At 74.7% G+C, this 24,760-nt stretch carries 22 protein-coding genes and 1 pseudogene; 9 read left to right on the top strand and 14 right to left on the bottom strand.

The genetic code is table 11. From position 1 onward, the window contains the following. Positions 1 to 2: 2 nt before the first annotated feature. The 3 genes from R2D22_RS32695 to R2D22_RS32685 all read right to left on the bottom strand — a co-directional run bounded on the left by R2D22_RS32695 (position 3) and on the right by R2D22_RS32685 (position 2,354). A complete protein-coding gene (locus R2D22_RS32695) occupies positions 3 to 779 on the bottom strand; it encodes a hypothetical protein (RefSeq protein WP_318108683.1) in 777 nt (258 codons plus the stop codon). 66 nt (positions 780 to 845) lie between these two features. Continuing rightward, positions 846 to 1,844, bottom strand: coding sequence for a hypothetical protein (locus R2D22_RS32690; protein ID WP_318108681.1), 999 nt, complete (start codon positions 1,842 to 1,844; stop codon positions 846 to 848). Positions 1,845 to 2,072: 228 nt separating this feature from the next. Next, entirely contained in the window at positions 2,073 to 2,354 is a 282-nt protein-coding gene (locus R2D22_RS32685; RefSeq protein ID WP_318108680.1) for a hypothetical protein, read from the bottom strand. Positions 2,355 to 2,448: 94 nt separating this feature from the next. Between R2D22_RS32685 and R2D22_RS32680 the strand changes: the two genes are divergently transcribed. Genes R2D22_RS32680 through R2D22_RS32670 form a run of 3 tightly spaced genes read left to right on the top strand, consistent with a single transcriptional unit; the run spans position 2,449 to position 4,923 of the window. Continuing rightward, positions 2,449 to 3,330: a PP2C family protein-serine/threonine phosphatase gene (locus R2D22_RS32680; RefSeq protein ID WP_318108678.1), complete on the top strand. Its 882-nt coding sequence runs from the start codon at positions 2,449 to 2,451 to the stop codon at positions 3,328 to 3,330. A gap of 56 nt (positions 3,331 to 3,386) precedes the next feature. Continuing rightward, positions 3,387 to 4,565 carry a PP2C family protein-serine/threonine phosphatase gene (locus R2D22_RS32675; protein ID WP_318108676.1) on the top strand — a complete coding sequence of 393 codons (1,179 nt, stop codon included), beginning with the start codon at positions 3,387 to 3,389 and terminating at the stop codon, positions 4,563 to 4,565. A gap of 22 nt (positions 4,566 to 4,587) precedes the next feature. Next, positions 4,588 to 4,923, top strand: a complete 336-nt coding sequence (locus R2D22_RS32670; protein WP_318108674.1) for a YnfA family protein — start codon at positions 4,588 to 4,590, stop codon at positions 4,921 to 4,923. 13 nt (positions 4,924 to 4,936) lie between these two features. Here the strand turns inward: R2D22_RS32670 and R2D22_RS32665 are convergent. Further along, positions 4,937 to 5,053: pseudogene (locus R2D22_RS32665) on the bottom strand (respiratory nitrate reductase subunit gamma); the annotation flags it as partial. Between the two features lie 238 nt (positions 5,054 to 5,291). Between R2D22_RS32665 and R2D22_RS32660 the strand changes: the two are divergent. Beyond that, complete coding sequence (locus R2D22_RS32660; protein ID WP_318108672.1) at positions 5,292 to 6,263, top strand: tellurite resistance/C4-dicarboxylate transporter family protein; 972 nt, start codon at positions 5,292 to 5,294, stop codon at positions 6,261 to 6,263. Between the two features lie 10 nt (positions 6,264 to 6,273). Continuing rightward, positions 6,274 to 8,469 carry a TerD family protein gene (locus tag R2D22_RS32655; protein WP_318108671.1) on the top strand — a complete coding sequence of 732 codons (2,196 nt, stop codon included), beginning with the start codon at positions 6,274 to 6,276 and terminating at the stop codon, positions 8,467 to 8,469. Positions 8,470 to 8,602: 133 nt separating this feature from the next. Here R2D22_RS32655 and R2D22_RS32650 read toward each other — a convergent pair whose 3' ends face one another. From R2D22_RS32650 to R2D22_RS32630, 5 genes are all read right to left on the bottom strand, one after another. Next, complete coding sequence (locus R2D22_RS32650) at positions 8,603 to 10,345, bottom strand: hypothetical protein (protein WP_318108668.1); 1,743 nt, start codon at positions 10,343 to 10,345, stop codon at positions 8,603 to 8,605. Between the two features lie 67 nt (positions 10,346 to 10,412). Then, positions 10,413 to 12,272 (bottom strand): ABC transporter ATP-binding protein, encoded by a 1,860-nt coding sequence (locus tag R2D22_RS32645; RefSeq protein WP_318108667.1) that lies wholly within the window; start codon positions 12,270 to 12,272, stop codon positions 10,413 to 10,415. Then, positions 12,269 to 12,775 (bottom strand): hypothetical protein, encoded by a 507-nt coding sequence (locus R2D22_RS32640; protein WP_318108665.1) that lies wholly within the window; start codon positions 12,773 to 12,775, stop codon positions 12,269 to 12,271. Before R2D22_RS32640 ends, R2D22_RS32645 begins: the two co-directional genes overlap by 4 nt. Positions 12,776 to 12,838: 63 nt before the next feature. After that, positions 12,839 to 13,366: a MauE/DoxX family redox-associated membrane protein gene (locus R2D22_RS32635; protein WP_318108664.1), complete on the bottom strand. Its 528-nt coding sequence runs from the start codon at positions 13,364 to 13,366 to the stop codon at positions 12,839 to 12,841. Positions 13,367 to 13,507: 141 nt separating this feature from the next. Further along, the gene (locus R2D22_RS32630; RefSeq protein WP_318108662.1) at positions 13,508 to 13,696 is read right to left on the bottom strand and encodes a hypothetical protein; all 189 of its coding nucleotides are present in this window, start codon (positions 13,694 to 13,696) and stop codon (positions 13,508 to 13,510) included. 287 nt (positions 13,697 to 13,983) lie between these two features. Between R2D22_RS32630 and R2D22_RS32625 the strand changes: the two genes are divergently transcribed. Both R2D22_RS32625 and R2D22_RS32620 read left to right on the top strand, forming a co-directional pair. Next, a complete protein-coding gene (locus R2D22_RS32625) occupies positions 13,984 to 14,427 on the top strand; it encodes a S26 family signal peptidase (protein WP_318108661.1) in 444 nt (147 codons plus the stop codon). After that, on the top strand, positions 14,424 to 16,517 hold the full coding sequence (locus R2D22_RS32620; RefSeq protein WP_318108659.1) for an AfsR/SARP family transcriptional regulator: 2,094 nt from the start codon (positions 14,424 to 14,426) through the stop codon (positions 16,515 to 16,517). The genes R2D22_RS32625 and R2D22_RS32620 overlap by 4 nt, the downstream gene beginning before the upstream one ends. A 21-nt stretch (positions 16,518 to 16,538) precedes the next feature. Here the strand turns inward: R2D22_RS32620 and R2D22_RS32615 are convergent, their stop codons facing one another. Then, positions 16,539 to 17,393, bottom strand: a complete 855-nt coding sequence (locus R2D22_RS32615; protein ID WP_318108657.1) for a DMT family transporter — start codon at positions 17,391 to 17,393, stop codon at positions 16,539 to 16,541. A gap of 174 nt (positions 17,394 to 17,567) precedes the next feature. Here R2D22_RS32615 and R2D22_RS32610 point away from each other — a divergent pair, with 174 nt between their 5' ends. Next, positions 17,568 to 18,668 carry an AI-2E family transporter gene (locus R2D22_RS32610; protein WP_318108655.1) on the top strand — a complete coding sequence of 367 codons (1,101 nt, stop codon included), beginning with the start codon at positions 17,568 to 17,570 and terminating at the stop codon, positions 18,666 to 18,668. 484 nt (positions 18,669 to 19,152) lie between these two features. Here the strand turns inward: R2D22_RS32610 and R2D22_RS32600 are convergent, their stop codons facing one another. Next, positions 19,153 to 19,578, bottom strand: a complete 426-nt coding sequence (locus R2D22_RS32600; protein ID WP_318108653.1) for a VOC family protein — start codon at positions 19,576 to 19,578, stop codon at positions 19,153 to 19,155. 132 nt (positions 19,579 to 19,710) lie between these two features. Beyond that, a complete protein-coding gene (locus tag R2D22_RS32595) occupies positions 19,711 to 20,052 on the bottom strand; it encodes a GNAT family N-acetyltransferase (protein ID WP_318108651.1) in 342 nt (113 codons plus the stop codon). A gap of 252 nt (positions 20,053 to 20,304) precedes the next feature. Between R2D22_RS32595 and R2D22_RS32590 the strand changes: the two genes are divergently transcribed. Beyond that, entirely contained in the window at positions 20,305 to 20,850 is a 546-nt protein-coding gene (locus tag R2D22_RS32590; RefSeq protein WP_318108650.1) for a GtrA domain-containing protein, read from the top strand. Positions 20,851 to 20,857: 7 nt separating this feature from the next. On the opposite strand, the gene R2D22_RS32585 is transcribed toward R2D22_RS32590, so the two are convergent. Beyond that, positions 20,858 to 22,630, bottom strand: a complete 1,773-nt coding sequence (locus R2D22_RS32585; protein WP_318108649.1) for a sigma-70 family RNA polymerase sigma factor — start codon at positions 22,628 to 22,630, stop codon at positions 20,858 to 20,860. 98 nt (positions 22,631 to 22,728) lie between these two features. Beyond that, positions 22,729 to 24,756: a prolyl oligopeptidase family serine peptidase gene (locus tag R2D22_RS32580; RefSeq protein ID WP_318108648.1), complete on the bottom strand. Its 2,028-nt coding sequence runs from the start codon at positions 24,754 to 24,756 to the stop codon at positions 22,729 to 22,731. Positions 24,757 to 24,760: the final 4 nt, after the last annotated feature.

Here is a 24,760-nt window from a genome sequence, read left to right as displayed (position 1 = left end):
CGTCACGGGTGGGCGCGCCCCGCCACGTCCGCCGCCGCGACGCCGTCGGTGCGCAGCAGCCGCAGGAACGCCTTGAGGCCGGTGATGATCTCCTCGTTGTCGCCGAGCCTGTCGACCGTCGCCTCGAACTCCCGCGCCAGCGTGGTGATCCGGTGGTCCGTGGCGTCGGTACGCGCGTACATCGAGGCACTCAACGCGTCGACGTTCCGGCGGAGTTCGGCGAGCGCCCGGTACTGCTCCTCCGCTTTGCCCTCCAGCACCGCCGCGCCGGCCAGCAGTTGCGCGACCTGGGCCCGTACCTCCACGACGTCGTCGCGCGGGTACGTCACGTCCTTGAGCAGCGAACCGAGCCGGCGCCGCAGCTGACCGAAGTACGCACCGGCCGGCCGGAAGAGCGTGCTCAGCAGGAAGAACCCGGCGAACCAGTACCCCGTCGCGTTCCCGGTCGCCCGGGTCACGGCGACCACCAGGCCGGCCGTCGCGACGTGCCCGCCGATCGCCGCCCGCAGCATCGTCCGCGCGATCCGCGCCGCCTCGGCGTCCCGCGCCTCCGGGACGTCGAGGCCCTTCTCCCGGCTGACCGCGATCTCGGACAGCACCGTGTGCGCACGGAAGTACAGGTTCCACGGCACGGTCAGCAGCACGAGCAGCCACAACAGGGCGACGACTCCGGCCCCGACGCCGAGCACGACGTCCACCGGCACGCCCACCACGTACGCCCCGACGAGTACGGCCCCGGTCCCCGCGACCGCGAGCACCACCCCGAGTACCTTGCCCATGTACGCTCCCCCTCACCTCGGTCCCAGGGTGCTCCCGGAGGCGGCGCACGACATGAGTACGGGTACTCAACCCCGTCCGTGGATACGGGCGTTGGCCGCCTCCCGGACATCGGGCCGCTCCATCGGGTCGTCGGCGAGCGCCGCGACCCGCTCCCGCACGGACGGCAGGTCCGGCGCCGACGCGATGCCGAGCAGCCGGGCCTCCTCCTCGCAGTCCCAGAGCGATTCGACGTACGCGGGCTCGATCCCCGCCGGGTCGATCGCCGCGAGCGCCTTCAGGTAGGCGGGCCGCTCGTACGAGTGCGGGGTGAGCGCCCAGTACCGCCGGAGCAGCGGGGCGGCCTCGGCCGCCGCGGGCCCGAAGCGGGCGAGGCCGTCGGCGATCACCTTCGGCCCGCACCAGTTCGTCCGCTGCCAATCGGCCTCCAGCTCCGCCACCAGGACAGGCACGTCCTGGGAATCGCCGTGTTCCGTGAGGACGGCGACACCCGTCCAGGACAGCCACGCCCGCTCGTCCCGCGCCCACTCCCGCGCGGCCGGCACGGCGAGCGCGCCGAGCCGCCGGACGGCCCGTGGCAGCAGGGGCAGCGGGCGCTCCCCGTCGGCCGAGCCGAGCGTCGGCACGAGCGGCAGCAGGGCGGGCTCGGCCGGGCGGTCGGACAGCAGGCGGAGCGCGTCGGTCCTGGCGCGCTCGGGCGCGTCGGGATCGGCGAGCCGCGCGAGCAGCAGATCGCTGCGCAGGTCCAGCGGATACGCGTGGCCGCCGGACCGGGGCCCCGGCACCCGCACGGGAATACGGTCCCGCCAACGCACCCACGGCTCCGACCGCCACAGATCCGGCCGCTCCCCGTCGAGCCGGGCACGGGCGACGTCGGCGAGGTCGTCCCACCACACGACCGGCCAGGCGGCGGCCATCTCCTCCAGCACGTCCGTCCAGTGCTCGCCGTGCCGCACGTACTCCCGCAGCGCGTCGCGGGCCTCGGCCGACCCGCCGAGGGCGAGCGGGCAGAGCATGCCGGCAGCGCGTTCGACCGCGTCCTGGTCGCCGGCGAGCAGCGCGGTCACCGGGTCGAGGGGGAGCTCCAGGTCGCGTATCAGCCGGGCCGAGAACAGCTCCCGGTCGTCGACGAAGTCCCACCGCCAGTCCGCGGCCAGGACATCCCGTACGACCGGGGCGGCCGCCGCCGGATCCGCGAGGGCTTCCCGGGCGCCGCGGCCCCGCCCTCTCTGCAGCAGCCCGGCAAGGGTGCGGGCCGGTGCGTAGAAACTGTCTTCGATGGTGAACCGCCCTGTTCAGTAGTGGCGTGGCGACATGACCTGGTGCTCCGCGTCCGGCGGTGCGGCGAAGAAGCAACGGGGCATGCCGGGACCGGGCGTGACGTGTACCGCGACGGGGGCCGGTGGGTCGCTCGGGAGCTCGACGGTGACCGCGACGGGCCGGTCGTGCGGGGTCGTGGCGTACCCCGTCTCCTTGCCGTCGACGAGGACCTCCACGATGGACGTATGGCCCGTCTGGACGGTGACGCTGATCGAGTGCCCCGCATGATCGATGTGGAAGTGATGACGTCGTCTCATGAGCTCCTCCGGCCGCACGGCACCGCCGACGCCCCCTCTACAGCGTAGGAGGAGGGGGCCCGACCCGCAGCCGAGTTTCGCTACCCTCGCGATCATGGACGCGTGCGAGGGGTGCGGCGGGACGGTGGCCCCGGACGGCCGCTGCTGGGAGTGCGGCAGGGCGCAGGCGGGGTTCCGGGCGCGGGTGGAGATCACGCCGGTCGGCGGCGCGGCGGGGGTGAGCGACCGCGGCCTGGTGCGCGAGGTCAACGCGGACGCCATGGCGGTGAGGACGAGCGGGCCGTGGACGGTCGGCGTGGCCTGCGACGGCGTGTCGATGACGCCGCGCTCGGACCGGGCGGCCCTGCTCGCGGCGGAGGTCGGCGCGTCCGCGACGGCCGCCGGGCTGAGCGACGGGGCGCTGCCGGAGGTCGCGCTGTCCGAGGGGGCTCGCGCCGCCGGCCGGGCGGTGGCCCGGCTCGTACCGCCGGGGGCCGCGCCGGGCGAGACCCCGCCGGCCTGCACGTACGTCGCGGCCGTCGTCGGCCCGGAGGGCTTCTGGTGTGCGGGCATCGGCGACAGCCGGGCGTACTGGATCCCCGACGAGGGTCCGGGGACCCTCCTGACGGAGGACGACACGGGCGCGGACGAGGCGCTCACGGCGTGGCTCGGGGCGGGCAGCGGACATGCGGACGGGGGCGCGGGCAGCGGCAGCGCCGAGGGCGCCGGCGCGGACGCCCCGCTGCCCCGGATCCGGAGCCTGCGGACCGCCGTCCCGGGCCGCCTCCTGCTGTGCACGGACGGACTCTGGCGGCACCTCCCGGACCTCGCCGCGCTGCGCGCCCGGCTCCGCCCCGGCGGCGGCGAACCCCTCGCGGACGCACGCGCGCTGGTGGCACATGCCCTCGGTCTCGGCGGCGCCGACAACATCACGGCCGTGGTCCTCTCCGTACCGGCCGCGGAGCCCGCCGCGGACCTGCCGCGGACCCTCGCGTGACGGCGGCCCCGGTATGTCGGTAAGCCGATAGGGCGACCCTGCGGTATGCAGGTCGTATGGACTCCTCGCGGCAGCACGACACGCCGCTCGTCGCGCGGCATCGTGCCCGGCCGTGGCTGCTGGCGGTCTCGTTCGCGCTCATCGCCGCGGTCACGGTGGTGGACGTCCTGTCACCGCCCGAGGTCCATCTGGGGCCGTTCCTCGTCGCGGCGCCCGCGCTGACCGCGTCCTTCGCGGGGGCCCGGACGACGGCGCTGGTCGGCGCGGTCGCCGTGGCCGCGCAGGTGGGTGTGGCCGTGGCCCGGACGAGCCTGACCGACCTGAACCACACGTACCAGATCATCGCCCTGGTCCTGATCTCCGCGATGGTCACGTTCTTCGCCCACCTCCGCGAGCAGCACGAGAGCAAGGTGAGCCGGCTGCGGTCCATCGCGCAGGCCGCGCAGGGCGCGGTGCTGCGGCCGCTCCCGCGCCGCGCCGGACCGCTGACGATCGCCTCCGTCTATCTGGCGGCCGAGGAGGAGGCGAACATGGGCGGCGACCTGTACGCGGCGGCGCGTACGGCGTCGGGGACCCGGCTGCTGATCGGGGACGCGCGGGGCAAGGGACTGGACGCGATCAGCGAGGCGTCCCTGGTGATGGGCGCGTTCCGGGTCTCGGCGGGGCGGGCGGCCCGGCTGCCCGAGCTGGTGGCGAGCCTGGAGGCGGGCGTCGGCTCGGCTCAGGACTCCGGCGGGACGGACGAGCCGGACGCCGCGGCGTCCACCGCGCGCGAGGAGGCGTTCGTGACCGCGCTCGTCCTGGACGTACCGGACGACGAACCGGTCGTGCACGTGGCGAACTGCGGACACCCGCCCCCGCTGGTGCTGCGCGACGGGCACGTCGTCGTGCTCGACAGCGCCGCCCCGAGCCCGCCGCTCGGCCTGACGGCGCTCCTGTCGCCCGAGATCCTGGTCGAGACCTTCCCCTTCCGGGTCGGCGACGTGCTGCTGCTCTACACGGACGGGGTGATCGAGGCCCGCGACCGCTCGCGGGCGTTCTACCCGCTCCAGGAGCGGGTCGCGGCCTGGGCCGGGGAGGAGCCGCAGACGCTGCTGCGGCAGCTCTCGGGGGACCTGCGCGGCTACGTCGGCGGGCACCTCGGGGACGACGCCGCCCTCGTCGCGATCGAGCGCCGGGCGCCCGGGACGGGCGGGCCCGAGGCGGACCGTGGGCAGATCATGGCCGGGCCGTGACCGGGCCGTAGAGTCGTGCGCCATGACCGTCGCTCGTTCCGTCGCCCTGTTCGTCGTCGCCGCCCTGTTCGAGATCGGCGGCGCCTGGCTCGTCTGGCAGGGCGTGCGCGAGCACCGGGGGTGGGCCTGGGTCGGCGCCGGAGTCGTCGCGCTCGGTCTGTACGGGGTCGTCGCCACCCTGCAGGACGACGCGAACTTCGGCCGCGTCCTCGCCGCGTACGGCGGGGTGTTCGTCGCCGGCTCGCTCGCCTGGGGCATGCTCGCCGACGGCTACCGCCCGGACCGGTACGACGTCGTCGGCGCGCTGATCTGCCTCGCCGGCATGGCCGTCATCATGTACGCGCCCCGAAGCGGCTGACGGCGCCGCCGGGTCAGTACGTGATCCGTTCCCAGCCCCTCCGTGCCGGGCGCTCCGCCGGCTGTCGCGGGTCGAGGCTGCGGTAGACCACGTACGGCCGGAAGAGGTACTGGACGGGCGCGCTGAACACGGCCGGAAGTACCGGCCGGTGCGCAGCAGCAGGGCGCCCGGCTCGCTCGTCGACTCCTGCACCTCGCGCCTCCCGCCGGCCGCGGCCACGGGGCACCGCTCCCCGTCCATGGACCACCGCTCCCCATGAGAACCGGCGCCGCACGGGCCCGCGCGGCGAGAGCCGCCACCCGGCGGCGCTTCACCCGAACGGCCACCGGATGCGGGCGGCGCGCCGGGCGGGACGGTGCGATGGGGCCATGAACGAGCGCGTCACGTCCTGGTGGTCGGGGCTCCCACCGGCGGCCGGGTCGGCGGTCATGGCGACCGGCATCCTGTCGGTCGGCCTCCACACGAGCGGCCACGAGGTGCTGTCCGTGGTGGCGCTCTGCCTCGCCGGAGCGCTGTGGGTGCTGCTGGCCGTCCACTTCGCGGCGCTGGCGGTGCGGGACCGGGGGCAGTGGGAGGCGCGGGCGGACACGCCGTCGGCGTTGACCGCGGTGGCCGCCACGACCGTGCTCGGCGCCCGGCTGGCCCTCCTCGGATGGACGGTGGTGGCGACCGTCCTGCTGGTGCTCGCCGCCGCGGTCTGGCCCCTGCTGCTCGTGGCGGTGCTGCGGCATCTCGGGCGGCGCGTGCCGGGCGCCGCGTTCCTCGTCTGCGTCGCCACGCAGGGGCTCGTGGTGCTCGCCGCGGTGCTCGCGCCGCACATCGGCGACTGGCTCGCCCGGGCGGGCCTGGTGCTGTTCGCGCTCGGCCTGTTGCTCTACGCCGACGCGCTGAACCGCTTCGACTTCCGCCAGGTCCTCACCGGCGCGGGCGACCACTGGATCTCGGGCGGGGCGATGGCGTTCTCGGCGCTCGCCGCCGCCGAGCTGCTCGACTCGGGCGTGTGGGTGGGCGACCAGCGAGCCGTCCTGCGGACGACCACCTTGGTGCTGCTCGGCATCGGTCTCGCGTCGTACGTCGTCCTCATGGCGGCGGAGGCGGTGCGCCCACGCCTCGGCTACGACGTCCGCCGCTGGGCGACGGTCTTCCCGCTCGGCATGACGGCGGCGGCCACCCTGTCGGCGGCGGACTCGGCGGACGTCGCCTGGCTCGACACACTGGGCCGGGTCCTGCTGTGGATCGCCGTCGCCGCCTGGCTGCTCACCGCGTACGGCCTGGCCCGGTCGGTCCGGGCCGGGCGGGAGCGCGGAAACCCGGGTGCACCGGCCGTACCCGAGCTGTGATCATGCCGGAATGGTTGTCCACGCTCTCGAACCCCTGGTCGTCCGTCACACCCTCCGACTCCCCGCCCCGGCCGGACCGGCCGGGCAGGGCGAGGCCGTGGCGCGGCAGTTCGACGCCGTGCTGATGTCCGTCGGCTTCAAGCTCTCGGCAGACCTCATGAAGCACCTGGGCGGGCTGTCCCCGGACGCCGTGCGCGAGACCGCCGAGCGGACCCTGGAGACCGTGCGCCGGATGGTCGGCGACCACGTACAGCACAACGTCTACTTCCTCGACTTCCCCGCCAACGTGCCCGACACCGTCGCGTTCTGGGCGAGCTGCGTCGCCGAGGCCCTCGCCGACGACGCGACGCGCGAGAGCACGCTCGCCCAGCTGTCGAGCGGGGTGCTGAACCTGCTCACGCTCCCCTCGTACGGCACCTACCGCCACACGTACGAGGAGATGCTCGCCGCCCACGACGAGCTGATCCCGGCGGCCGGCGACCGCCAGATCGTGCTGCACCTCGGCGGTGACGCGGAGACCGAGGTCACCGCGCTGTACCTGGCGCTCGCCGGCAGCTCCACGCCACTGGGCGAGGAGGCGCTGGCGGACCTCGCCGTGCTCGCGGAGGCGTGCGTGGCCGGCCCGCAGCCCGAGGAGATCCCGGTCCGGGAGAACCGCGCCGTCGTCAACCGTGCCCGGCTGGGCGTCGGGGCCGGCCTGCTCCTCGACACCGTCACCGACGTGCTGCGGCTCGCCTGCGCGCTCGCGGAGGGCGACGTGACCCTGCGGGAGCCGACGCGGTTCCGCGGGATGTCGCGTCCGGTGCGCCGGGCACTGCTGGCGGGTCTGGACTCCGTCGTCGCCGCGTCGCCGGCCAAGCTGGCCGACGTCGCCGCGCACCGCGAGGCGTGGAAGCGGCTCGGCGAGCGGCTGCACCCGCACGAGTACCCGCGGTGGCCGCATGCGGCGGAGGTGTTCGCCGTCGCCCGCGGCGAGAAGACCGTGCGGTCCTTCGACAGCCGGGTGGAGGAGCTGCTCGACCGCGGTGACGTCGCCGGGGCGACCGAGCTGCTGAAGTCCGCGCCGGGCAGGCTGTTCCGGTCCCTGGACCGGCTGCTGCGCGCGGCCTGGGAGGAGACCCCGGAGCGGCAGCGCGACGTGCGGGACGCCGTGGTGGCGGCGGCCGTCGAGGTGGCGCCGCAGGTGGCCGGGCGGGTCGTGCTGTCCGTGCGGGAGCATCTGCACAACCGGCGTCCCGAAGCCTCCGCGGCGCCGCGGATCCACGTGAACCGCGGCGGACGCGCCTGGGCGCAGCCCGACACGCGTGCGGACCTGCCGGCGACGCACCGCGAGCGGCTGATCGAGGCGCTGGACGCGGAGACGCGCCGTCGACTCCCCGCCCCCGGGCGGCTGTTGGTCGACCCCGACATCCTCGACGTGGCGCTGCCGCTCAGCGGCAAGGCGACCTCGGCCGGGCTCGGCGTGCTGCCCCGCGGCTCGGTGACCCCGGTCGACGGCGAGCTGCTGCGCTTCTTCGTGTACTGGAAGCAGACCGCGCGCACGACGGACTACGACCTGTCGGCGTTGATGCTGAACACCGACTACTCGATGCTCTCCTGGCTGTCCTGGACGGCGCTGACCCAGGTGGAGGGCGTGCACTCCGGCGACATCACCGACGCGCCCGACGGCGCCTCGGAGTTCATCAACCTCAGGCTGGGCGCGGCCCGCGGCCCGTACATCGTGCCGCAGGTCGACATCTACTCGGGCGAGGGCTTCGAGGAGACCGCCGAGTCCTTCTTCGGCTTCATGCTGCGCGACGGCGACCAGCAGGGCCGGCCGTTCGAGCCGCGTACGGTGCGCATGAAGTCGGAGCTGCGCGGGACGGGCCGGGTCGCGCTGCCGCTGGTGTTCGCGCGGGACGAGGACGGCCGGTGGACCGCCAAGTGGCTGCACTTCTACCTGAAGGGCAGCCCGGCGACCAATCAGGTCGAGACCAACCGGGTCTCCGTCTCGATGCTGGTGCGGGCCGCCGTCGAGCGCGACCACCTGACCGTTCGTCACCTCGTCCACCTGATGGCCGAGTCGGCGGACGACGTGACCCTGTGGGACGGAGTGAGGCTGCCGGACGGCCCGGTCACCTTCATCGGTCTGCAGCGCCCCGACGGGCTCCCCGACGGGTCCCGCGTCCTCACGCCGGAAAATCTGCGCGACGTGATTCCCGCCTGACTGCTACGGTTCATCGTGGCGAGGCCATGAACAGGCTTCCTTCTCACCACTCCTTGAATCTAGTTCGTTCGCTTTCCTCGCCCTCGACCTCCGGACGGCCGGTCCCGCGCACTGCGGGGCCGGCCGTTCGTCGTCACAGGCCGAGCGGCGGCAGTTCGCGCGCCGGGTCCGCGGGGTCGTCGCGGAGGGACTCCCGCAGGGCGGCGCGCAGGGACCGCTTGGTGACCAGCTTCGCCCTCGGATCGTCCGCCAGGACCTCGTACCGCTCGCCGTAGCCCTCGGGCAGCGCGGGCAGGCGCAGGGCCGCGAGCGCGGCGTCGACGGGGGCGCGGTCCGTGCCCGGGTCGCGGAGGGCGGCGGCGACCTGCCGCTCGTCCGCCTTCCGGAAGGCGGACACGAGCGCGGCGGCGGTGCCGGCGGCCTCCTCCTGGGTGGGGATCCCGTCGGGGCCCTGCCAGTAGTGGGTCGCCACGACGGTGCGGTCGCGCACCAGGCTCAGCCCGTACCGGTCGGCGAACCTCGACACGACGAGCACCGGCCAGGGCTCGCCGGTGGTGAACGACCGGGCGAGCCGGACGAGGTCGCCCTCGCCGAGGAGCGCGCGGCGCAGGCCGGGACGCCTGCCGCGCTTCCCGGTCCGCGGTTCCTGCGAGGGGGCCGTCTCGACGACGGTGACGGATGTTCGGCCCTTGAGGGGCGCCATGCGGTAGGTGACGCCGGTGAGCAGCACGGCCTCGGTGACCTGGGCGACCGTTGTTGGTACGAGGGCGAGTTCGCGGCGAGCGCCGCCCGCGTCCGCGGCGGCCTCGTCCGGCCGGGGTGGGCCGACGGTACCGCCGAAGAACGGCGTCTCCTGGGCCACTTGGGCGCGGACGCCCGAGCGGAACTCCGTGAACACGGACAGGCCGCCCAGGTACGACCACGGGTACGGGGTGACGTGCCGCCCGACGGCCCGGAAGGCGTCGAGGATCTCCACGGCGGGTCGGCCGTCGCGGATCAGTGCCCAGACGAGATGGTTGCGGACCACCGCCAGCTCGGGATCGCCGGCCGGGCGGGACTCGGAGAGTGCGCGGGCAGCCGCCACCGCGGCATCGACGCGACGCTGGGAGAGGGGGCCGTACTTGGTCGCCGCGTCGCCGTCGAGCCGTTCGTCCAGGGCGAGTTCGGACAGCGCGACGACGGGCAGCCCGCGCAGCGGATGGCCCGGCGGGCTCGCGGCCGCCGCGCGCTCGGCGTGGGCGAACATCTCCTCGTGCGAGCCGTACCACTTGGCGGCGAGGAACTGCACGGCGCGGGCGTGGGCGGCCCAGTTGTGCGGGTCGAGCGCCAGGGCGCCGGCGAGGTGGTCCTGGAAGTCCTCCAGGGGCGCGGCCGAGCCGGTGTCGTGGGCGAGCACGGTCACCCACGGGGTCGGGTCGCCCTCGTTGAGCGCGACCGCCTCGTCCAGGACCGGTACGGCGTCGGTGAGCAGTGCGCGGAAGCCCTCGAACTGCTCCGCGGACACCTCGGAGGCCCGCGCGCCGGTCCGTACGGCCCAGGCCTGGGCAACGGCCGCCTCGGCGCGGACGATCGCGACGTCACGGTCGCCGGGCCTCCGCTCGGACCACGCCTCGATCCGTCCGGGGCCGTCGAGCAGCACCTCGGCGAGCGCCCGGGCGGCCCGGGTCCGCAGCCCCCAGTCGGCGGCCTCACGGGTCGCCGCGAGCAGCTCCTCCGCCGGCCCGAACCGCCCCTCCCGAACGGCCTCGCAGGCCGCGCGCACGCGCGGGTCGGGCGCGTCGAACTCCAGCTCGTCGTCTGCCGGCAGCCCGGCCCCGGTCGCTCCGATGTGCCTCAAAAGCCGCGGGATCCCCAGCAGACCGGGCAGACGTCCCATGGGGGCTCCTCGCAAGGCGGTACGACGATACGGCCCCCAGGGTACGAGGCGCGCCCCCGGGGGCGCGCTACGCGTCGACCGTGTAGCCCTCCGCCTGGACTGTGAACAGGTGCTCGTACACGCCGCCCGCCGCCATCAGTTCGTCGTGGGTGCCGCGTTCGGTGATGCGGCCGCCGTCGAGGACGACGATCGTGTCGGCCTCGCGGACCGCGCCGAGTCGGTGGGAGACCAGCAGGCTGGTGCGTCCCTCGCGGTGCCTGCGCAGGCCCGCGTGCACCTCGTGCTCCGCCTGGGCGTCCAGGCCCGCGCTCGGCTCGTCCAGGATCAGCAGGTCCCGGCCCTGCCGCAGCAGCGCCCTGGCCAGGGCCAGCCGCTGCCACTGGCCGCCGGAGAGCACCGTTCCCGCCGTCGGATCGTCGCCGTCCGCGAAGAAGATCCGGCTGAGCAGGGTGTCGTACCCCTGCGGCAGCGCGCTCACCATGTCGTGGGCGCCCGCGAGTTCGGCGGCCTCCCGGATCCGGTCCGGCTCGCCGAGGACGTCGAGGTCGCCGACGCCGATGTTCTCGCGCGCGGTGAGGTCGTAGTTCATGAAGTCCTGGAACAGCACGCCCATGCGCCGGCGCAGCTCGTCCGGGGCGATGTCGCGCAGGTCCGTGCCGTCCCAGTGCACCGAGCCGCGCACCGGGTCGTAGAACCGGCAGAGCAGCTTGATCAGGGTGCTCTTGCCCGCCCCGTTGAGTCCGACGACGGCGAGCGACTGCCCGAAGGGGATGAAGAGGTCGACGCCCTTCAGCACCCACGGGTGGTCGTCGTGGTACCGGAACCACACGTCGCGCAGCTCGATGCCGCGGCGCAGGGCCGGCAGGTCGTGCGCGCCGCCCGAGGCGAGGTCGTCGGGCAGCTCGGTGACGTCGGCGTGGTACGAGAAGAGCAGCAGCGCCTCGTGCGCCTGCGCGAGGCCGGTGACGAGGCCGACGAGCGCCGCCTGGACACCGGCGACCGCGGCCACGAACGCGGTCACGTCGCCCGCGGTGAGGCGCCCGGCGAGCGCGGCGTCCACCGCGTACACCAGGCCGCCGCCGGCGACCGCCGCGGACAGCGCGGCGAGGGTGCCCTGCACGGCGGCTTCCTTGCGGTCCAGGCGGCGTTCGGCGGCCTGGATGCCGGTGAGCTCGTCGAGCATGCGGCCCTTGAGGAAGCCGCCGAGGCCGAACAGCCGGACCTCCTTGGCCGCCTGTTCCTCCGTCAGCAGCGCCGAGTAGAAGAGCTCCCGGCGCATCGCGGACGACGTGGCGGCCAGCATCCCGACGCGCCGCCGGGACAGGGCGAGCCGGGCGATCAGCACCGGCACGGCCGCGAGCAACACCACCACCGCCATCACCGGGCTGAGCACGAACAGGGTGGCGAGCAGGCTCAGCAGCGCGACGACGTTGCGGCCGATCTCCGCCGTGCCGCCGGTCACCGGCGACAGCGAGCCCCCGGACGCCTGGGTCGCCATCCGCAGCCGGTCCAGGTGGTGCGGGTCCTCGAACCGCGACAGGCCGAGGAAGCCGTTCACCGCCGTGTGCAGCCGGTCCCGCAGCAACCGGTCCATCCGGCGGCCCAGTTCGCCGCGCAGGTACTCGCCGGCGTGCGGCAGCAGCGCGCCGAACAGGCCGACCGCGCCGAGCCCCGCCGCGTAGGCAAGGGCGTGCCCGCCCCGGCCCTGGGTGAGGTCGTCCACCAGGAGTTTCGTCAGCCAGGCCGTGGCCGGCGGGACGAGCCCGGCTGCCACCGCGACGGGCAGGTGCCCGGCCCAGACCCACGGCGCCGCCGCCCAGCAGGCGCCCCAGACGGTCCGCAGATGCCGTACGGCGCAGACGCGCGCGGCCCGGCCGGGGCCCGCTTCCGGGCCGTCGTCCGGACCCACGGCCCGGCCTGCCGTCACAGCGCGGGGGTCGCGGCGGGCAGGTCCGCCACGGCAATGCCGGCGCGGACGATCACGCCGTCCCCGTCGACCCGGAGGAAGGTCGGGAACGCCTTGACGTCGACGGCCCTCATCAGCCCGTCGGCCTCCTCGCCGGTGACGACGACCGGCACGCCGCCCAGCAGGCCGGTCAGTTCGTCGGCCGGGGCGCCGACGACGATCGCCGAGGCGTCGCCCACCCCCGCGGCGGCCACGAACTCCGGCGCCTGCTCGTGGCAGGCCTCGCAGCCGACCGAGAAGAAGCCGACCGTGCGGGGCTCCCCACCGGTGTGCGCGGCGAGTTCGGGGATACGACGGCCGACGAGCTCGTTCGGGTCGTAGGCGTCCATCGGGCCCCGGGACCGCGCCAGTTGCTCGAACCGGGTCTCGTGCTCGCGCAGCCGGCGCAGCACCGCGAGGACGAGGACGAGTTGGAAGACGCAGAGCGCGGCGACGAGCACCAGCGCGACGACGAGGAAGGCCATCTCATACTCCAGTCAGCGGGGTTCGGCTCGGATCAAGGGCTCGGCGAGTGGACGAGCGGGGCATCAGCGAAGCAGCGGCACGAGAGCCAGCAGGTCGTCCATGCGGACGACCATCAGCGCACCGACCGCCGCCGTGCCGCCCGCGAGCGCGAGCCCGCCGGGGTGCAGGGCGCCCGGCGCGGACGCTGCCATGGCGACGAGGCCCAGCACGGCGACCACGGCGAGCAGCGCGTTGCGGATCACGTGCGGCAGGCCGAGCGGGGCGCTGGTGGCCCCGAAACAGCGGCACGGCACCTGCCGCCCGCCGCGCCGGGCGGCCAGGATTCCGGCGACGAACGCCCCGAGCAGGGCGATCGCCAGGACGAGGCCCGCGCCCGCCGTCGCGGGGACGGCCAGGAGCACGGCGGTGAGCGCCTCCGCACCGACCGTCGCCACGGCCACGGCGGTGGTCAGGCGGCGCGGGAACAGCCGCAGGGCGGCGAGGGAGGCGGCGAAGCCGGTGAAGGACGCGCGCCGCCAGGACTTCCCGGCGGCCGCGGCGACGAAGACGAGAACCAGCAGGAGACGGGCCGCGAGCCCGGCGTAGTACACCCTTCAGCTCCTCGGCGTTCGGTGCCCGGGACTCCGGGGCCCCCACGGCCCCGGAGGGCACCGGCCCGCCCGCGCACGACGCGGGGCGGACCGGTGGTCCGGCTCATCGGCAGCGGGGCCGCCGACGCGGTCGGTGCCCGCTCAGCACTCGCCCGAGCGGTAGCAGGAACCACAGGTGCTGTAGCCGCCGACGACGTGGCACAGCTTGCGGTAGTAGTACGGACCGCTGCAGTAGCAGAACTGGTAGAAGCTGGTGTCCGCCTGCGCGGTGGCGCTCGGCGCGAGACGCTCCAGCACGCGGTCCCCGAGCTTCCTGACGATTCGGTTCACGTCGGCCCCTTCCGTTTCCCTGGGAGGTGGATCAGTGCGGCTCAGGACCCTACGAGCGCCGCGTACAGCGAGCCGTACAGCCATGGGTACAGCGCGGATACAGCGCGCGGATCATGGCCCGGCGAGGGTCGGGAAGGGCGGCCCGGGTGGGTCCGAAGGGGGCCCGGGGAGGGGATTGACACCTGGGGCGGGAGAGACGCAGGATTCCTGATCACTTCGAAGATCCCTGAGGAAGATCCCTGAGGAGGCTTCAGTTGCGCGGGGGACGGTTAGGCGCAGGAGTGGGCGTGCTGGTCGTGGCCGCGGCGGTTGCCGCCGCCGTGCGGATCCGCACGTCCGTGGTGGTGGTGTCGGTACGGGGGAACAGCATGGCGCCCGCCATCCGGGACGGTGAGCGGGTCGTCGTACGGCGCAGGCCGCTCGCCCGGATCCGCCGCGGGGACGTCGTGGTGCTCAGGCCGCCGGAGACGTCCGAGCGGGACGGCGGCTACGGCACCGACCGGCACGGCGCCGGATGGAACGTCAAGCGGGTCACCGCGCTGCCGGGCGAGCCCGTTCCGGCCGGGACCGCGGGCGCCGGGCCGCGCGACACCGTGCCGCCCGGTTCTCTCGTCGTACGGGGCGACAACCCCGACAGCATCGACTCCCGCCACCGGGGCTTCTTCCCCGGCGACCAGCTCCTCGGGACCGTGGTGCGCCGGCTCGGCGCGCCCCGGGCGCCCGGCGCATGAGCGGCGACGGCGGCACGGACGACGGCGACGGCACTGCGGACGGCGACTGTACGAGAGCTCGGAGCGTCGCGTTCCGTACGCTCGGGCCGCTCGAACTCCGCGTGGCCGGCGACCCGGTCCTGATCGGCGCCGACAAGCAGCGCGTGCTGCTGGCGATGCTGCTCGCGCACGGCGGGCGGGCGGTGCCGGTGGCAGCGCTGGTCCGGGAGATCTGGGGCGACGAGCCGCCGCGATCGGCCGTGGCCAACCTGCGCACGTACGTCATGCAGTTGCGCGGACACCTGCGCACCGCCCGGGCGCGGCTGACCAGTTCGCGCTCCGGGTACGTGCTGCGGACCGACGACTCCGAGTTCGACCTCCCCTGCTTCCGCGGCAAGGTCGCGGCGGCGCGCCGTGCCGTCGCCGCGCGGCGGCTGCCCGAGGCCGCCGAGCTGTACGCCGACGCCCTCGACCTGTGGCGCGGCGGCCCGCTGGAGGACGTCACCCAGGGGGTGGCGCTGCGCGAGTTCAGCCAGCACCTCACCGAGTCGTACCTCAGCGCCGTGGAGGAGCAGGTCGAGGTGGAGACGGCGCTGGGCCGCGAGGGCAGCGTCGTGCAGCGGCTGCGGCACGTCGTCGCGCTCCATCCGCTGAACGAGCGGTTGCGCGGACGCCTCATGGTCGCCCTGTACGGCAACGGCGACGTGGCGGGCGCCCTCGACTCGTTCAACGACGCCCGTGCGGCGCTGCGCGACGAGCTGGGCATGGACCCGGGCGAGGACCTGTGCCGAATCCACCGGGCGGTCCTGCGCCGCGACCCGTCTCTCGGCCGCGGTCCCGCGGTCGCGGGGCAGGGGGCGGTCCGCGGTGCGGCGTCGGGTGCCGCAGGGCCCGCCGGCGGAACCGGGCCGGCGCCCGCCGGACCGGACGACGGACCGCTCGCGTCCGCGTCGCCCGGGCCCAGGGCCGCGCCCGGAACCGCGTCCGGAACCGCGGCCGAGGATGCCGCCGCCACGCGGGGCGAACCCGGCGCCGTCCTCGGGCCCGTGGCGTACCCCTACGCGGTGCCCCGTCAGCTTCCGCCGGAGAGCACCGTGTTCGTGGGGCGGCAGCGGGAGCTCGGGATGGCCCGGGCGGCGACGGGCGGGGCGCCGGCGCCGACGGTGGGCGCGCCCACCGTGGTGTTCCACGGGCCGGGCGGCTTCGGCAAGTCGGCCCTGGCACTGCGTCACGCGCACGACCTGGCCCCGCTCTACCCGGACGGCCAGCTCTACGCCGACCTCGCCTCCCCCGCTCCCGACGGGCGCCCGCCCCGCCCGTACGACCTCGTCGCCGGATTCCTGCGGGCCCTGGGCGTGCCGGCCGCGCAGATCCCCGACTCCCCCGCCGAGGCCGTGCTCTGCTACCAGTCGGCCGTCGCGGGCCGCCGGCTCCTCGTCGTGGTGGACAACGCCCGCGACGCCGCGCAGGTCCGTCCGCTGGTCCCGGCCAACAACGCCTGCGCCGTGCTGGCCACCAGCCGCTCCAGCCTGCCGACCCTGCTCGCCACCCGGGTCGGGGTCCGGGCCCTGGACGAGACCGCGTCCGTCCGGCTCCTGGCCCTGACCGGGACGGGCGAGCGGTTCGCCCGCGAGCACGCCGCCGCACTCGAACTGGTTCGGCTGTGCGGCGGTCACCCGCTCGCGTTGCGGATCGCCGGCGCCCGTCTGGTGGGCCGACCCGAGTGGTCACTGGCCGGCTTCGCCGACCGGCTGCGCGACCGGGCGCGCCGCCTCGACGAACTGCAGGCCGAGGGGGTCTCCGTACGCGCCTGCATCGCGGAGAGCTACCAGCAGCTGCTGCGCGCCCCGATGCCCGGCCGGGTCCGCTCGGTGCGGGCCTTCCAGCTGCTCGGCCTCTCGGACCGCGCCGAGTTCGACGTCGCCGACGTGGCCGGGCTGCTCGGGACGGACACGTACCGGGCGGCCCGCGCCCTGGACGGGCTGGTCGAGACGCAGCTGGTGGAGCCGGTCACCGAGTACGTCTTCCGCATGCACGAGCTGATCCGGCTGTACGCGGCCGAGGTCGCCGCGCCCGGCTGCCTGCTGCACGCGGCGCCGTCGGTGCTGTGAGCCCCGGCGCGCCGGGGGCTGCTACGCGGTGCGGACGCCGCCGCGGGCCAGTGCGAAGACCCCGAGGACGATGAGGGCGACGCCGGCCAGCTGGGGCAGCAGCCACCATCCGGCTCGTACGTGCTCCTCGTACAGCACGATGCCCAGGGCGAGGCTGACCGTCGCGTCCCCGAGCGTCAATGCGGGCTGCGAGGCGACCAGCGGCCCGCCCTGCATGGCGTGTTCGAGCAGGAGCAGCGCGGCGATGCCGGTCACGGCGAAGGCGTACGTCTGCCAGCTCGTGAAGAACGCGTCGAGGCCGCCGTCGTCCAGGATGTGCATGGACGCCTTCATCAGCGCGGCGGTGAGCGCGTAGCAGATCGCCGTCGCGGCGCCGAGGCAGCCGGCCCGGGCGCGGCCCGGGGGCCGGCGCAGTCCGGCGGCGGCCAGCGCCACCACGACGGCGCAGCTCACGACGAGCGCCGGGACCCACCGGTCCAGCGCCACGTGGGTGCGGTTCCCGCCGGGCGAGGCGGCGACGAGTGCGAGGCCGAGCCCGGCGACCACCCCTCCCACCGCCGCCCACAGTCCGGCGGGCAGTCGCTCGCGCGCGATCAGGGAGGCGATGAGCAGCGCGAGCGGCAGTTCGAGGACGAACAGCGGCTGGACGAGGGTCAGCGGCCCGGTCGCCAGGGCCGCGGCCTGGCCGACGCCCGCCACGATCACGGCGAGGATGCCGCCCAGCCAGATCGGGCGGCGCATCAGGTCGAGGATCAGCCCGGGCCGGAACGAGTCGGACTGCGGGACCGTGAGCGCGGCGCGACGCTGCAGCACCGTGGCGAGCGCGTTGCTGAACGCGGCGAGGAGGGAGAACACGACCGGCAGCAGAACGCCCATCCCCCGATCCTCGCCCGTGCGGCGGCGGACCGCCCGGCGGCGGCACCGGACCGGGCCGGAGGCCGGCCGCGCATTCGCCCGTCCGGACCCGGTCGGCCGAATGCCGGGCGGAGGTCGGGCGAATGTGGGGCCGTGGAGGTGGCGCGCAGGGCCCGCGGTGGTACGTCGACCCTCATGCAGCCTGGCACACCACCGCAGGTGGTCCCGTTCCTCCGCACGGCCGCCGCCTACGCGTGGCGGGTGCTCGTCGTCGGGGCGCTCGTCTACAGCCTGTTCGCCGTGCTCGGGCGGTTCCACGAGATCGGCGTGGCCGTGTTCCTGGGGCTGGTGGTCACCGCGCTGCTGCGGCCGATCGCGGACCTGGTGGCGCGGTGGCTGCTGCCCCGCCCGCTGGCCGTCGCGCTCACCCTGCTCGGCGGCATCGCGCTGGTCCTCGGTGTGCTGGCGCTGGTCGGCGAGACGGTGGCGGACGAGCGGACGACGCTGGTGCGCGAGTTCCGGGAGGGCATCAGGCGCATCGAGGACTGGCTGGAGCGGCCGCCGTTCCGGCTGAACCCGGGGGCGCTGGGCGATGTCCAGTCGAGGATCGGGCAGTTCCTGTCGAGCCATCGCTCGACCGTGTTCAGCCAGGCGGTGAGCGGGGCGCACCGGCTGGTGGCGGTGCTGACCACGCTGGCCCTGGCGCTGTTCTGCTCGGTGTTCTTCATCCACTCGGGGGACCGCCAGTGGGCGTGGTTCCAGGAGCAGCTGCCCGGGTCGATCCGGGGCCGGGTGCAGATCGGGGGGCGCGCGGCCTGGCGTACGTTCACCGGCTACACGCACGGGATCGTGCTGGTCGCGGCTGTCAACGCGGTGCTGGTGGGCGTGGCGCTCTGGCTCCTCGGCGTGCCGCTCGCGCTGCCGCTCGCGCTGCTCGAGTTCCTGGCCGCGTTCATCCCGCTGATCGGCTCGCCCATCGCGCTCGCGGTCGCGGCGATCGTGGCGCTCGCGTCGAAGGGCCCGCTGGTGGCGGGGATCGTGGTCGCGCTGATCGTGGTCATCGGCCAGATCGAGGGGCATCTGCTGCATCCGCTGGTCATGAGCTGGGCGGTGCGGCTGCACCCGCTGGTGGTGGCGATCACGGTGATCGCGGGCTCGATCGCGGCGGGCTTCGTGGGGGCCGTGGTCGCGGTGCCGCTGGTGTCGGTGGTGTGGGCGGTGCACGTCGCCCTGCGGAAGGACCGCCGGGCGACGGAAGAGGAGGCGGCGGCGCCGGACGGAGGCGCCCCCGCCTGAGCCGGCGGCCGCGTCGCGTCAGGCGTGTGTCCCGGCCGCAACGGGGGCGGGCGCGGCCTCGGACACCGGGGCCGGGACGGCGGTCGTCCGGGCACGGGCGGCACGCGTGCGCCGGTCCAGGAAGGCGGCGAGGAGAGCCGGCAGCAGCGCCGTCTCGGAGAGCAGCGCGCCGACCCGGTTGGGGCGGTGAAGCCGAGTCCCGCGGCGATGACGACGCCGCCGACCCAGGCGGCGAGCGCGTTGCCGAGGTTGAAGGCGCCGATGCTGGCGGCCGAGGCGGGCGTGGGGGCGGCCGCGCACGGGCGAAGAGGCTCGACGGCGGCACGGTCGCGAAACCGAGGGCGCCGATCAGGGTGAGGGGGAGGCTGGACGGCGGCAGCGGAAAGCCGCGCCGGCCGCCTCCCGCCTCACCGAGGAGGGGGTGGCGGCCGGCGCGGCCGGGTGCACCCTGGGCGCGCTGCCGCACAGGCCGGCAGCGGGCCGGTCAGCCCTGCTGGGCGTTGATGTTGACCAGCCAGATGATGCCGAAGCGGTCGGTGCACATACCGAAGACGTCGCCCCACATCTGCTTCTCCAGCGGCACCGAGACCGAGCCGTCGGCGGAGAGCTGCTGCCAGTACGCGCGCAGCTCGGCGTCGTCCTCGCCGCTCACGCTCACCGAGATGTTGTTCCCGGGCCGGTACTCCATGCCCGGCGGGACGTCGGCACACATGAGCGTGAAGCCGCTGTCGGTCTCCAGCATGCCGTGCATGATCTTCTCGGCGAGGTCTCCGGGCGGCGGGCCGTCTTCCCCGCCGAAGTCCGCGTAGGTGTTCAGCGACAGCGTGCCGCCGAAGATGCCCTGGTAGAACTCCAGGGCCTGCCGGGCATCACCGTCGAAGGTGATGTACGGGTTGAGTCGCGAAGCCATCGAAGCCGCCTCTCGTGACATGGCGTCGGACCGTTCGGCCCTGGATCGAGCCTGGAGGAGCCCACGGCCGGCCGCAACGCGGGCGCCGCCGGGCGATTCCCCACGCCGGACCGGCCCGGCCCCAGCGGTGGATCAGCGGCCCAGGACGCCGTTCAGCCACTGGAAGACGGCGGGGGTCACCGGGTCCGTGATGTCGGCGAACTCCCCGTGCCTCTTCAGGTACCTCGCCACGTACGGACAGACGGCCACGATGCGCCGGCCGGAGGCGCGCACGTCGGTCAGTGCCGCCCGGACGAGGATCCCGGCCAGCCCCTGGCCGGAGTGGGCGGCGTCGACCTCGGTGTGGACGAAGACACGCTGCCGGTCGCGGTCGCGATAGGCCGTCAGGCCGACGCGCTCCCCCGCGAGGAGGATCTCGTAGCGGTGGCGGGCGTCGACGTGCCGGACGACGGGGGCGGGGGCCTGCTCGGTCATGACATGCCCTTCGGAGGCGGCGGAAACGCGGCCGCGCGGAACCAGGCGAATGCCGAGCGTATCGAGAAGCACCGCAGCCGCGCTTCGCCCGCACCACCGCGCACTCCACCGCGACGCCACACATGACGCCACTCTCACTCGCTATGGCGCCACTAGTGTGCCATGATGGCACCATCGATGGCGCAGCCGTCCCGTTCGCGGGCCGCGGAGCGCGCCGTTCACCGGGTGGGCCATGACAAAAGGGGCGGATCGATGGAGACAGCGCAGAGCCGGAAGCAGGCAGCTCCCGGCGCCTTCCACGCCTTCGCCCGCTTCGTGCTCTGCGGCGGCGGGGTCGGGATCGCCTCCAGCTTCGCCGTGGCGGCCCTCGGCTCCTGGATTCCCTGGGTCCTGGCCAACGCTCTGGTCAGCGTGGTCTCCACGCTGCTCGCCACCGAGCTGCACGCCCGCTTCACCTTCGGCGCGGGCGGGCGCGCGACCTGGCGGCAGCATGTGCAGTCGGCCGGGTCGGCGGGTGCCGCGTACGTGGTGACCTGCTTGGCGATGTTCGCCCTGCGGCAACTGGCGGCGGAGCCCGGTGCGGTGCTGGAGCAGGTCGTCTACCTGTCCGCCTCCGCGCTCGCCGGGCTCGCGCGGTTCGCGGTGCTGCGCCTCGTCGTCTTCGCCCGCGACCGCTCGCGCGCCGCGGCCACCGCCGGCACCGCGCGCACCTCGCGCGACGCCCGCCCCGTGCGGCACGCGGCCATGGCCGACGCCGCGGCGCCGATCGGCCCGGCGGTGTACTGCCGGGCCGCCTGAGCGTCTCTCAGCGCGCGCCGAAGACCTGGGTCCAGTACGGGCCGCCGGCGTCGTGGACGCCGATGCCGATCTCCTTGAAGGCGCAGTTCAGGATGTTGGCTCGGTGGCCCGGGCTGTTCATCCAGGAGTCCATGACCTGCGCCGGGGTGCGCTGTCCCATCGCGATGTTCTCGCCGTACGTCGACCAGCGGTACCCGGCGGCCGTGATGCGCTCCCCCGGGCCGTCGCCGTCGGGGTTGGTGTGGTCGAAGAAGTCGCGCGCCGCCATGTCGTCGGAGTGGCCCCGCGCGGCCTTGTGCAGCAGGTCGTTCCCGGTCACCGGGCCGCAACCGGCCTTCGAACGCTCGGAGTTGACCAGGGCGATCACCTGCCCGACGGTGGAGCCGGCCCCGGAGTCCATCGGTGCGGTGGTGGGGCGCGGGCGGGGCGGCGGCGACGCGGGCCGGGTGGCGGGCTTCGTCGCCGGCTTGGGCTCGGCCGGGCGGCTCGGGGTGGCGGAGGGCTTCTTGCTCGGGCTCGCGGAGGGGCTGGCGGAGGACGAGGACGGGACGGCGGACGGGAACGAGGCGACGGACAGCGGGGTCCCGGCGGCCTCCGTACCCGCCGCGTCGACGATCTCCCGGCCCTCTTCGGGACCGGAGATCAGGTAGAACGACCCGCCCGCGACCGTCACCACGGCTATGCCCGCGGCGAGGGCGGCACGGCGGCGGTCGCGCTGCCGCCGCTGCTCCCGTCGGCGGCGTGCGCCGCGGCCGTTCCGTCCGCCGGGCGGCATGGCGACGGTGGACGCGGAGGTGTCCGAGGGGAACCCGGCGGGGTCGGCGGAAACCTCGTACGGATCGGACGGCGCGTACGGTTCGCCCGCGCCGAAAGGATCCGCCTCGCCGTACGCGCCCCGCGCTCCGTACGCGTCCCCCGCTCCGTACGCGTCCCCCGCGCCGTACCGATCCGCCGCCGCGTACCCGTACGAGGCGCCCGCGAGCCCCGGTCCCGCGCTCTCCCGGACGCTCGCGAGCAGGGCGACCGCCGGTGGGACCAGCAGCAGTCCGGCGAGCAGTCCCTCCGCCGGGACGAGCCCGCTCCACAGGCCGGCGCAGCGCGCGCAGGCGCGGGCGTGCCGGGCTATTCGCTTGCGCCAGAGCGCGGAGGGGCGGCCGTCCCAGGTGCCGATCTCGGACCGCAGGGCGGGGCAGGGCGGGTTCTGCGACAGGGCCCGTACGACGATCCGGGCGGTGTCCAGCTGTTCCTTCATCCGCTGCACCCGGACCGCGGTGTGCTGGGTGGACAGGTCCAGGGCCACCGCCACCTCGTAACGGCTCAACTCCCCGGCGCACTCCAGCCACCACAGCGACAGCAGGGCGCTGTCGTCGGGCTCCAGCCAGCGGGTCGCCTCGGCGGTCTCGCGGCGCTGGCCGGAGAGGTTGAGCCGGACCACGGTCAGGTCCACGAAGTCCCCGCCGGGCTGGGCCACGTCCCGGGCCTCGTCGAGGACGCCGGTGCGGACGCCGGTCTGCTGGGCGTGCCAGTGGCTGCGGACGGCGTTCATGGCGATGGCCACCAGCCACGACCGGAAGCTGTCCGGCGAGCGGAGCCGGCCGAGGCCGTCGAGCGCGCGCAGCATCGTCTCCTGGACGACGTCGTCGACGTCGTGGTGACCGTTCAACGCCCGTCCGACGATGTTGTAGACCAGGGGCAGGTAGGCGGCGACGAGCTGGTCGCGCGCCCCCGGGTCCCCGGCCTGTGCGGCCCTGACCAGTTCCGTACCGTGCTGAGCTGCCATGCCCTGGTTCCACCCTGCCTGTCGCGCCTGTTGTCGAGCCCTGCGCATGGGAGACCTCGGCGGCGCGGCCCGATAACGGAAAACCGCCGAAGTTCTTCTCAGGACGTGAGATGCCGCCAGAGGAACGTGTGGACCAGGGCGTCGTTGTGGGCGACCTGTTCGTTGTCGGAAGCGCCCGAGTGGCCGCCGCCGGTGTTCTCGTGGAACAGCACCTCGTGGCCGAGTTCGCGCAGCCGGGCGGCGGTCTTGCGGGCGTGGCCGGGGTGCACGCGGTCGTCGCGGGTGGAGGTCATCAGGAGCACCGGCGGGTAGGTCCGGTCCGCGGCGAGGTGGTGGTACGGGGAGAGCAGCCGCAGGTGGGGCAGGTCGGCCTCGTCGCCCGGGTCTCCGTACTCGGCGATCCAGGACGCGCCGGCGAGCAGCTTGTGGAACCGGCACATGTCCAGGAGCGGTACTTCGGAGACGATCGCGCCGAACAGCTCCGGGTACCGGGTGAGCATCGCGCCCATGAGCAGGCCGCCGTTGCTGCCGCCCTCGGCCCCGAGCATCGCGGGGGTGGTGATGCCGCGGGCGACGAGGTCGGCGGCGACGGCCGCGAAGTCCTCGAAGGCGCGCGGCCGTTCCGCGCGGAGCGCGGCCTGGTGCCAGCGGGGGCCGTACTCGCCGCCACCGCGGATGTTGGCGATCACGTACGTGCCGCCGCGCTCCAGCCAGGCGCGGCCGGTGACCCCGCTGTAGAACGGGGTGAGCGAGACCTCGAAGCCGCCGTAGCCGTAGAGCAGCGTGGGGCCGGGGCCGGTGGCGGTGCGGTCGGGGCCGATCACGAAGTACGGCACCCGGGTGCCGTCCGCGGAGGTCGCGAAGTGCTGGCGCACCTCCAGACCTGTCGCGTCGAAGCGGGCCGGGGCCTGCTTGAGGATCTCCGAGTCACCACCGATCTCACCGCGAGAGAGAGTCGAGGGCTGGAGGAATCCGGAGACGTCCAGGAAGTACTCGTCGGAGACGTCGGGGTCGGTGTCGACGATGCCGGCCACGGAGAGCGCCGGGACGTCCGCGAGCGGCTCGCGGGTCCAGCCGCCGGCTCCGCCCGTGGGCGGGGTGAGCACCTCGATGCGGGTGGTCACGTCGCGCATCGTCTCCAGGATCAGGTGGCGGCGGGTCCACGACTGTCCGGCCAGCGCGGTGCGTTCGTCGGGGCTGAACAGCACCTCGGCGGTGCGGTCGCCGGCCAGGAAGGCGTCGAAGCCGAACGCGAGCAGGGCGCCCGCCGGGTGCCCGAGCCACTCCGACTTGAGGGTGACGATCAGGTACTGGCGATGGATGTACGCGTCGGCGTCGTCCGGCACGTCGATGCGGACGAGCTCGCCGCCGTCGGCCACCAGATGCATCTCGGTCCGGAAGAAGTCCGGTGAGCGGCCGACGAACTCGCGCTCGAAGCCGGGCGTGGTGTCGCGGTGGCCCCAGGCGGCCACGTCCCCCGTCTCCGCCTCGAAGACGAGCGCGGCCTCCTCGATCGGGGTGCCGCGCCGCCACCGGCGTACCGTGCGCGGATAGCCCGCGTCGGTGAGCGAGCCGGGCCCGAGGTCCGTGCCGACGAAGACGGTGTCGGCGTCGATCCAGCCGATCCGGGTCTTCGCCTCGGCGACCTCGAAGCCGCCCTCGACGAAGGTCCGGGTGGCGAGGTCGAACTCGCGGACCACGACGGCGTCCCCGCCGTCCCGCGAGAGCAGGAGCAGCGCCCGGTCGTAGGCGGGATGCCGCACCCGCGCCCCGGCCCACACCCACTTCTCGTCCTCGGCCTCGGCGAGCGCGTCGACGTCGAGCAGGACCTCCCATTCGGGGGCGTCCTTGCGGTACTGCTCCAGCGTCGTCCGCCGCCACACGCCGCGCACGTGCTCGGCGTCCTGCCAGAAGTCGTACAGGAACGCCCCGCGCCGCACGGTGTACGGGATCCGGTCGGAGGCGTCCAGCACCTCCCGCAGCCGTCGCTTCAGCTCCGCGAAACCGGGGTCGCCGGCCAGTGCCGCCGCGGTCTCCGCGTTCCGCTCGGCCACCCAGGCGAGGGCGGCCTCGCCCGAGATGTCTTCCAGCCACAGGTACGGGTCGTCATCGATCACACCCCGCATTGTG

It is taken from the genome of Streptomyces sp. HUAS YS2 (assembly GCF_033343995.1).
Taxonomy (GTDB): domain Bacteria; phylum Actinomycetota; class Actinomycetes; order Streptomycetales; family Streptomycetaceae; genus Streptomyces; species Streptomyces solicathayae.
The sequence above is the reverse complement of the archived record's forward strand: the minus strand, read 5'-3'. Positions and strand labels throughout refer to the sequence as shown.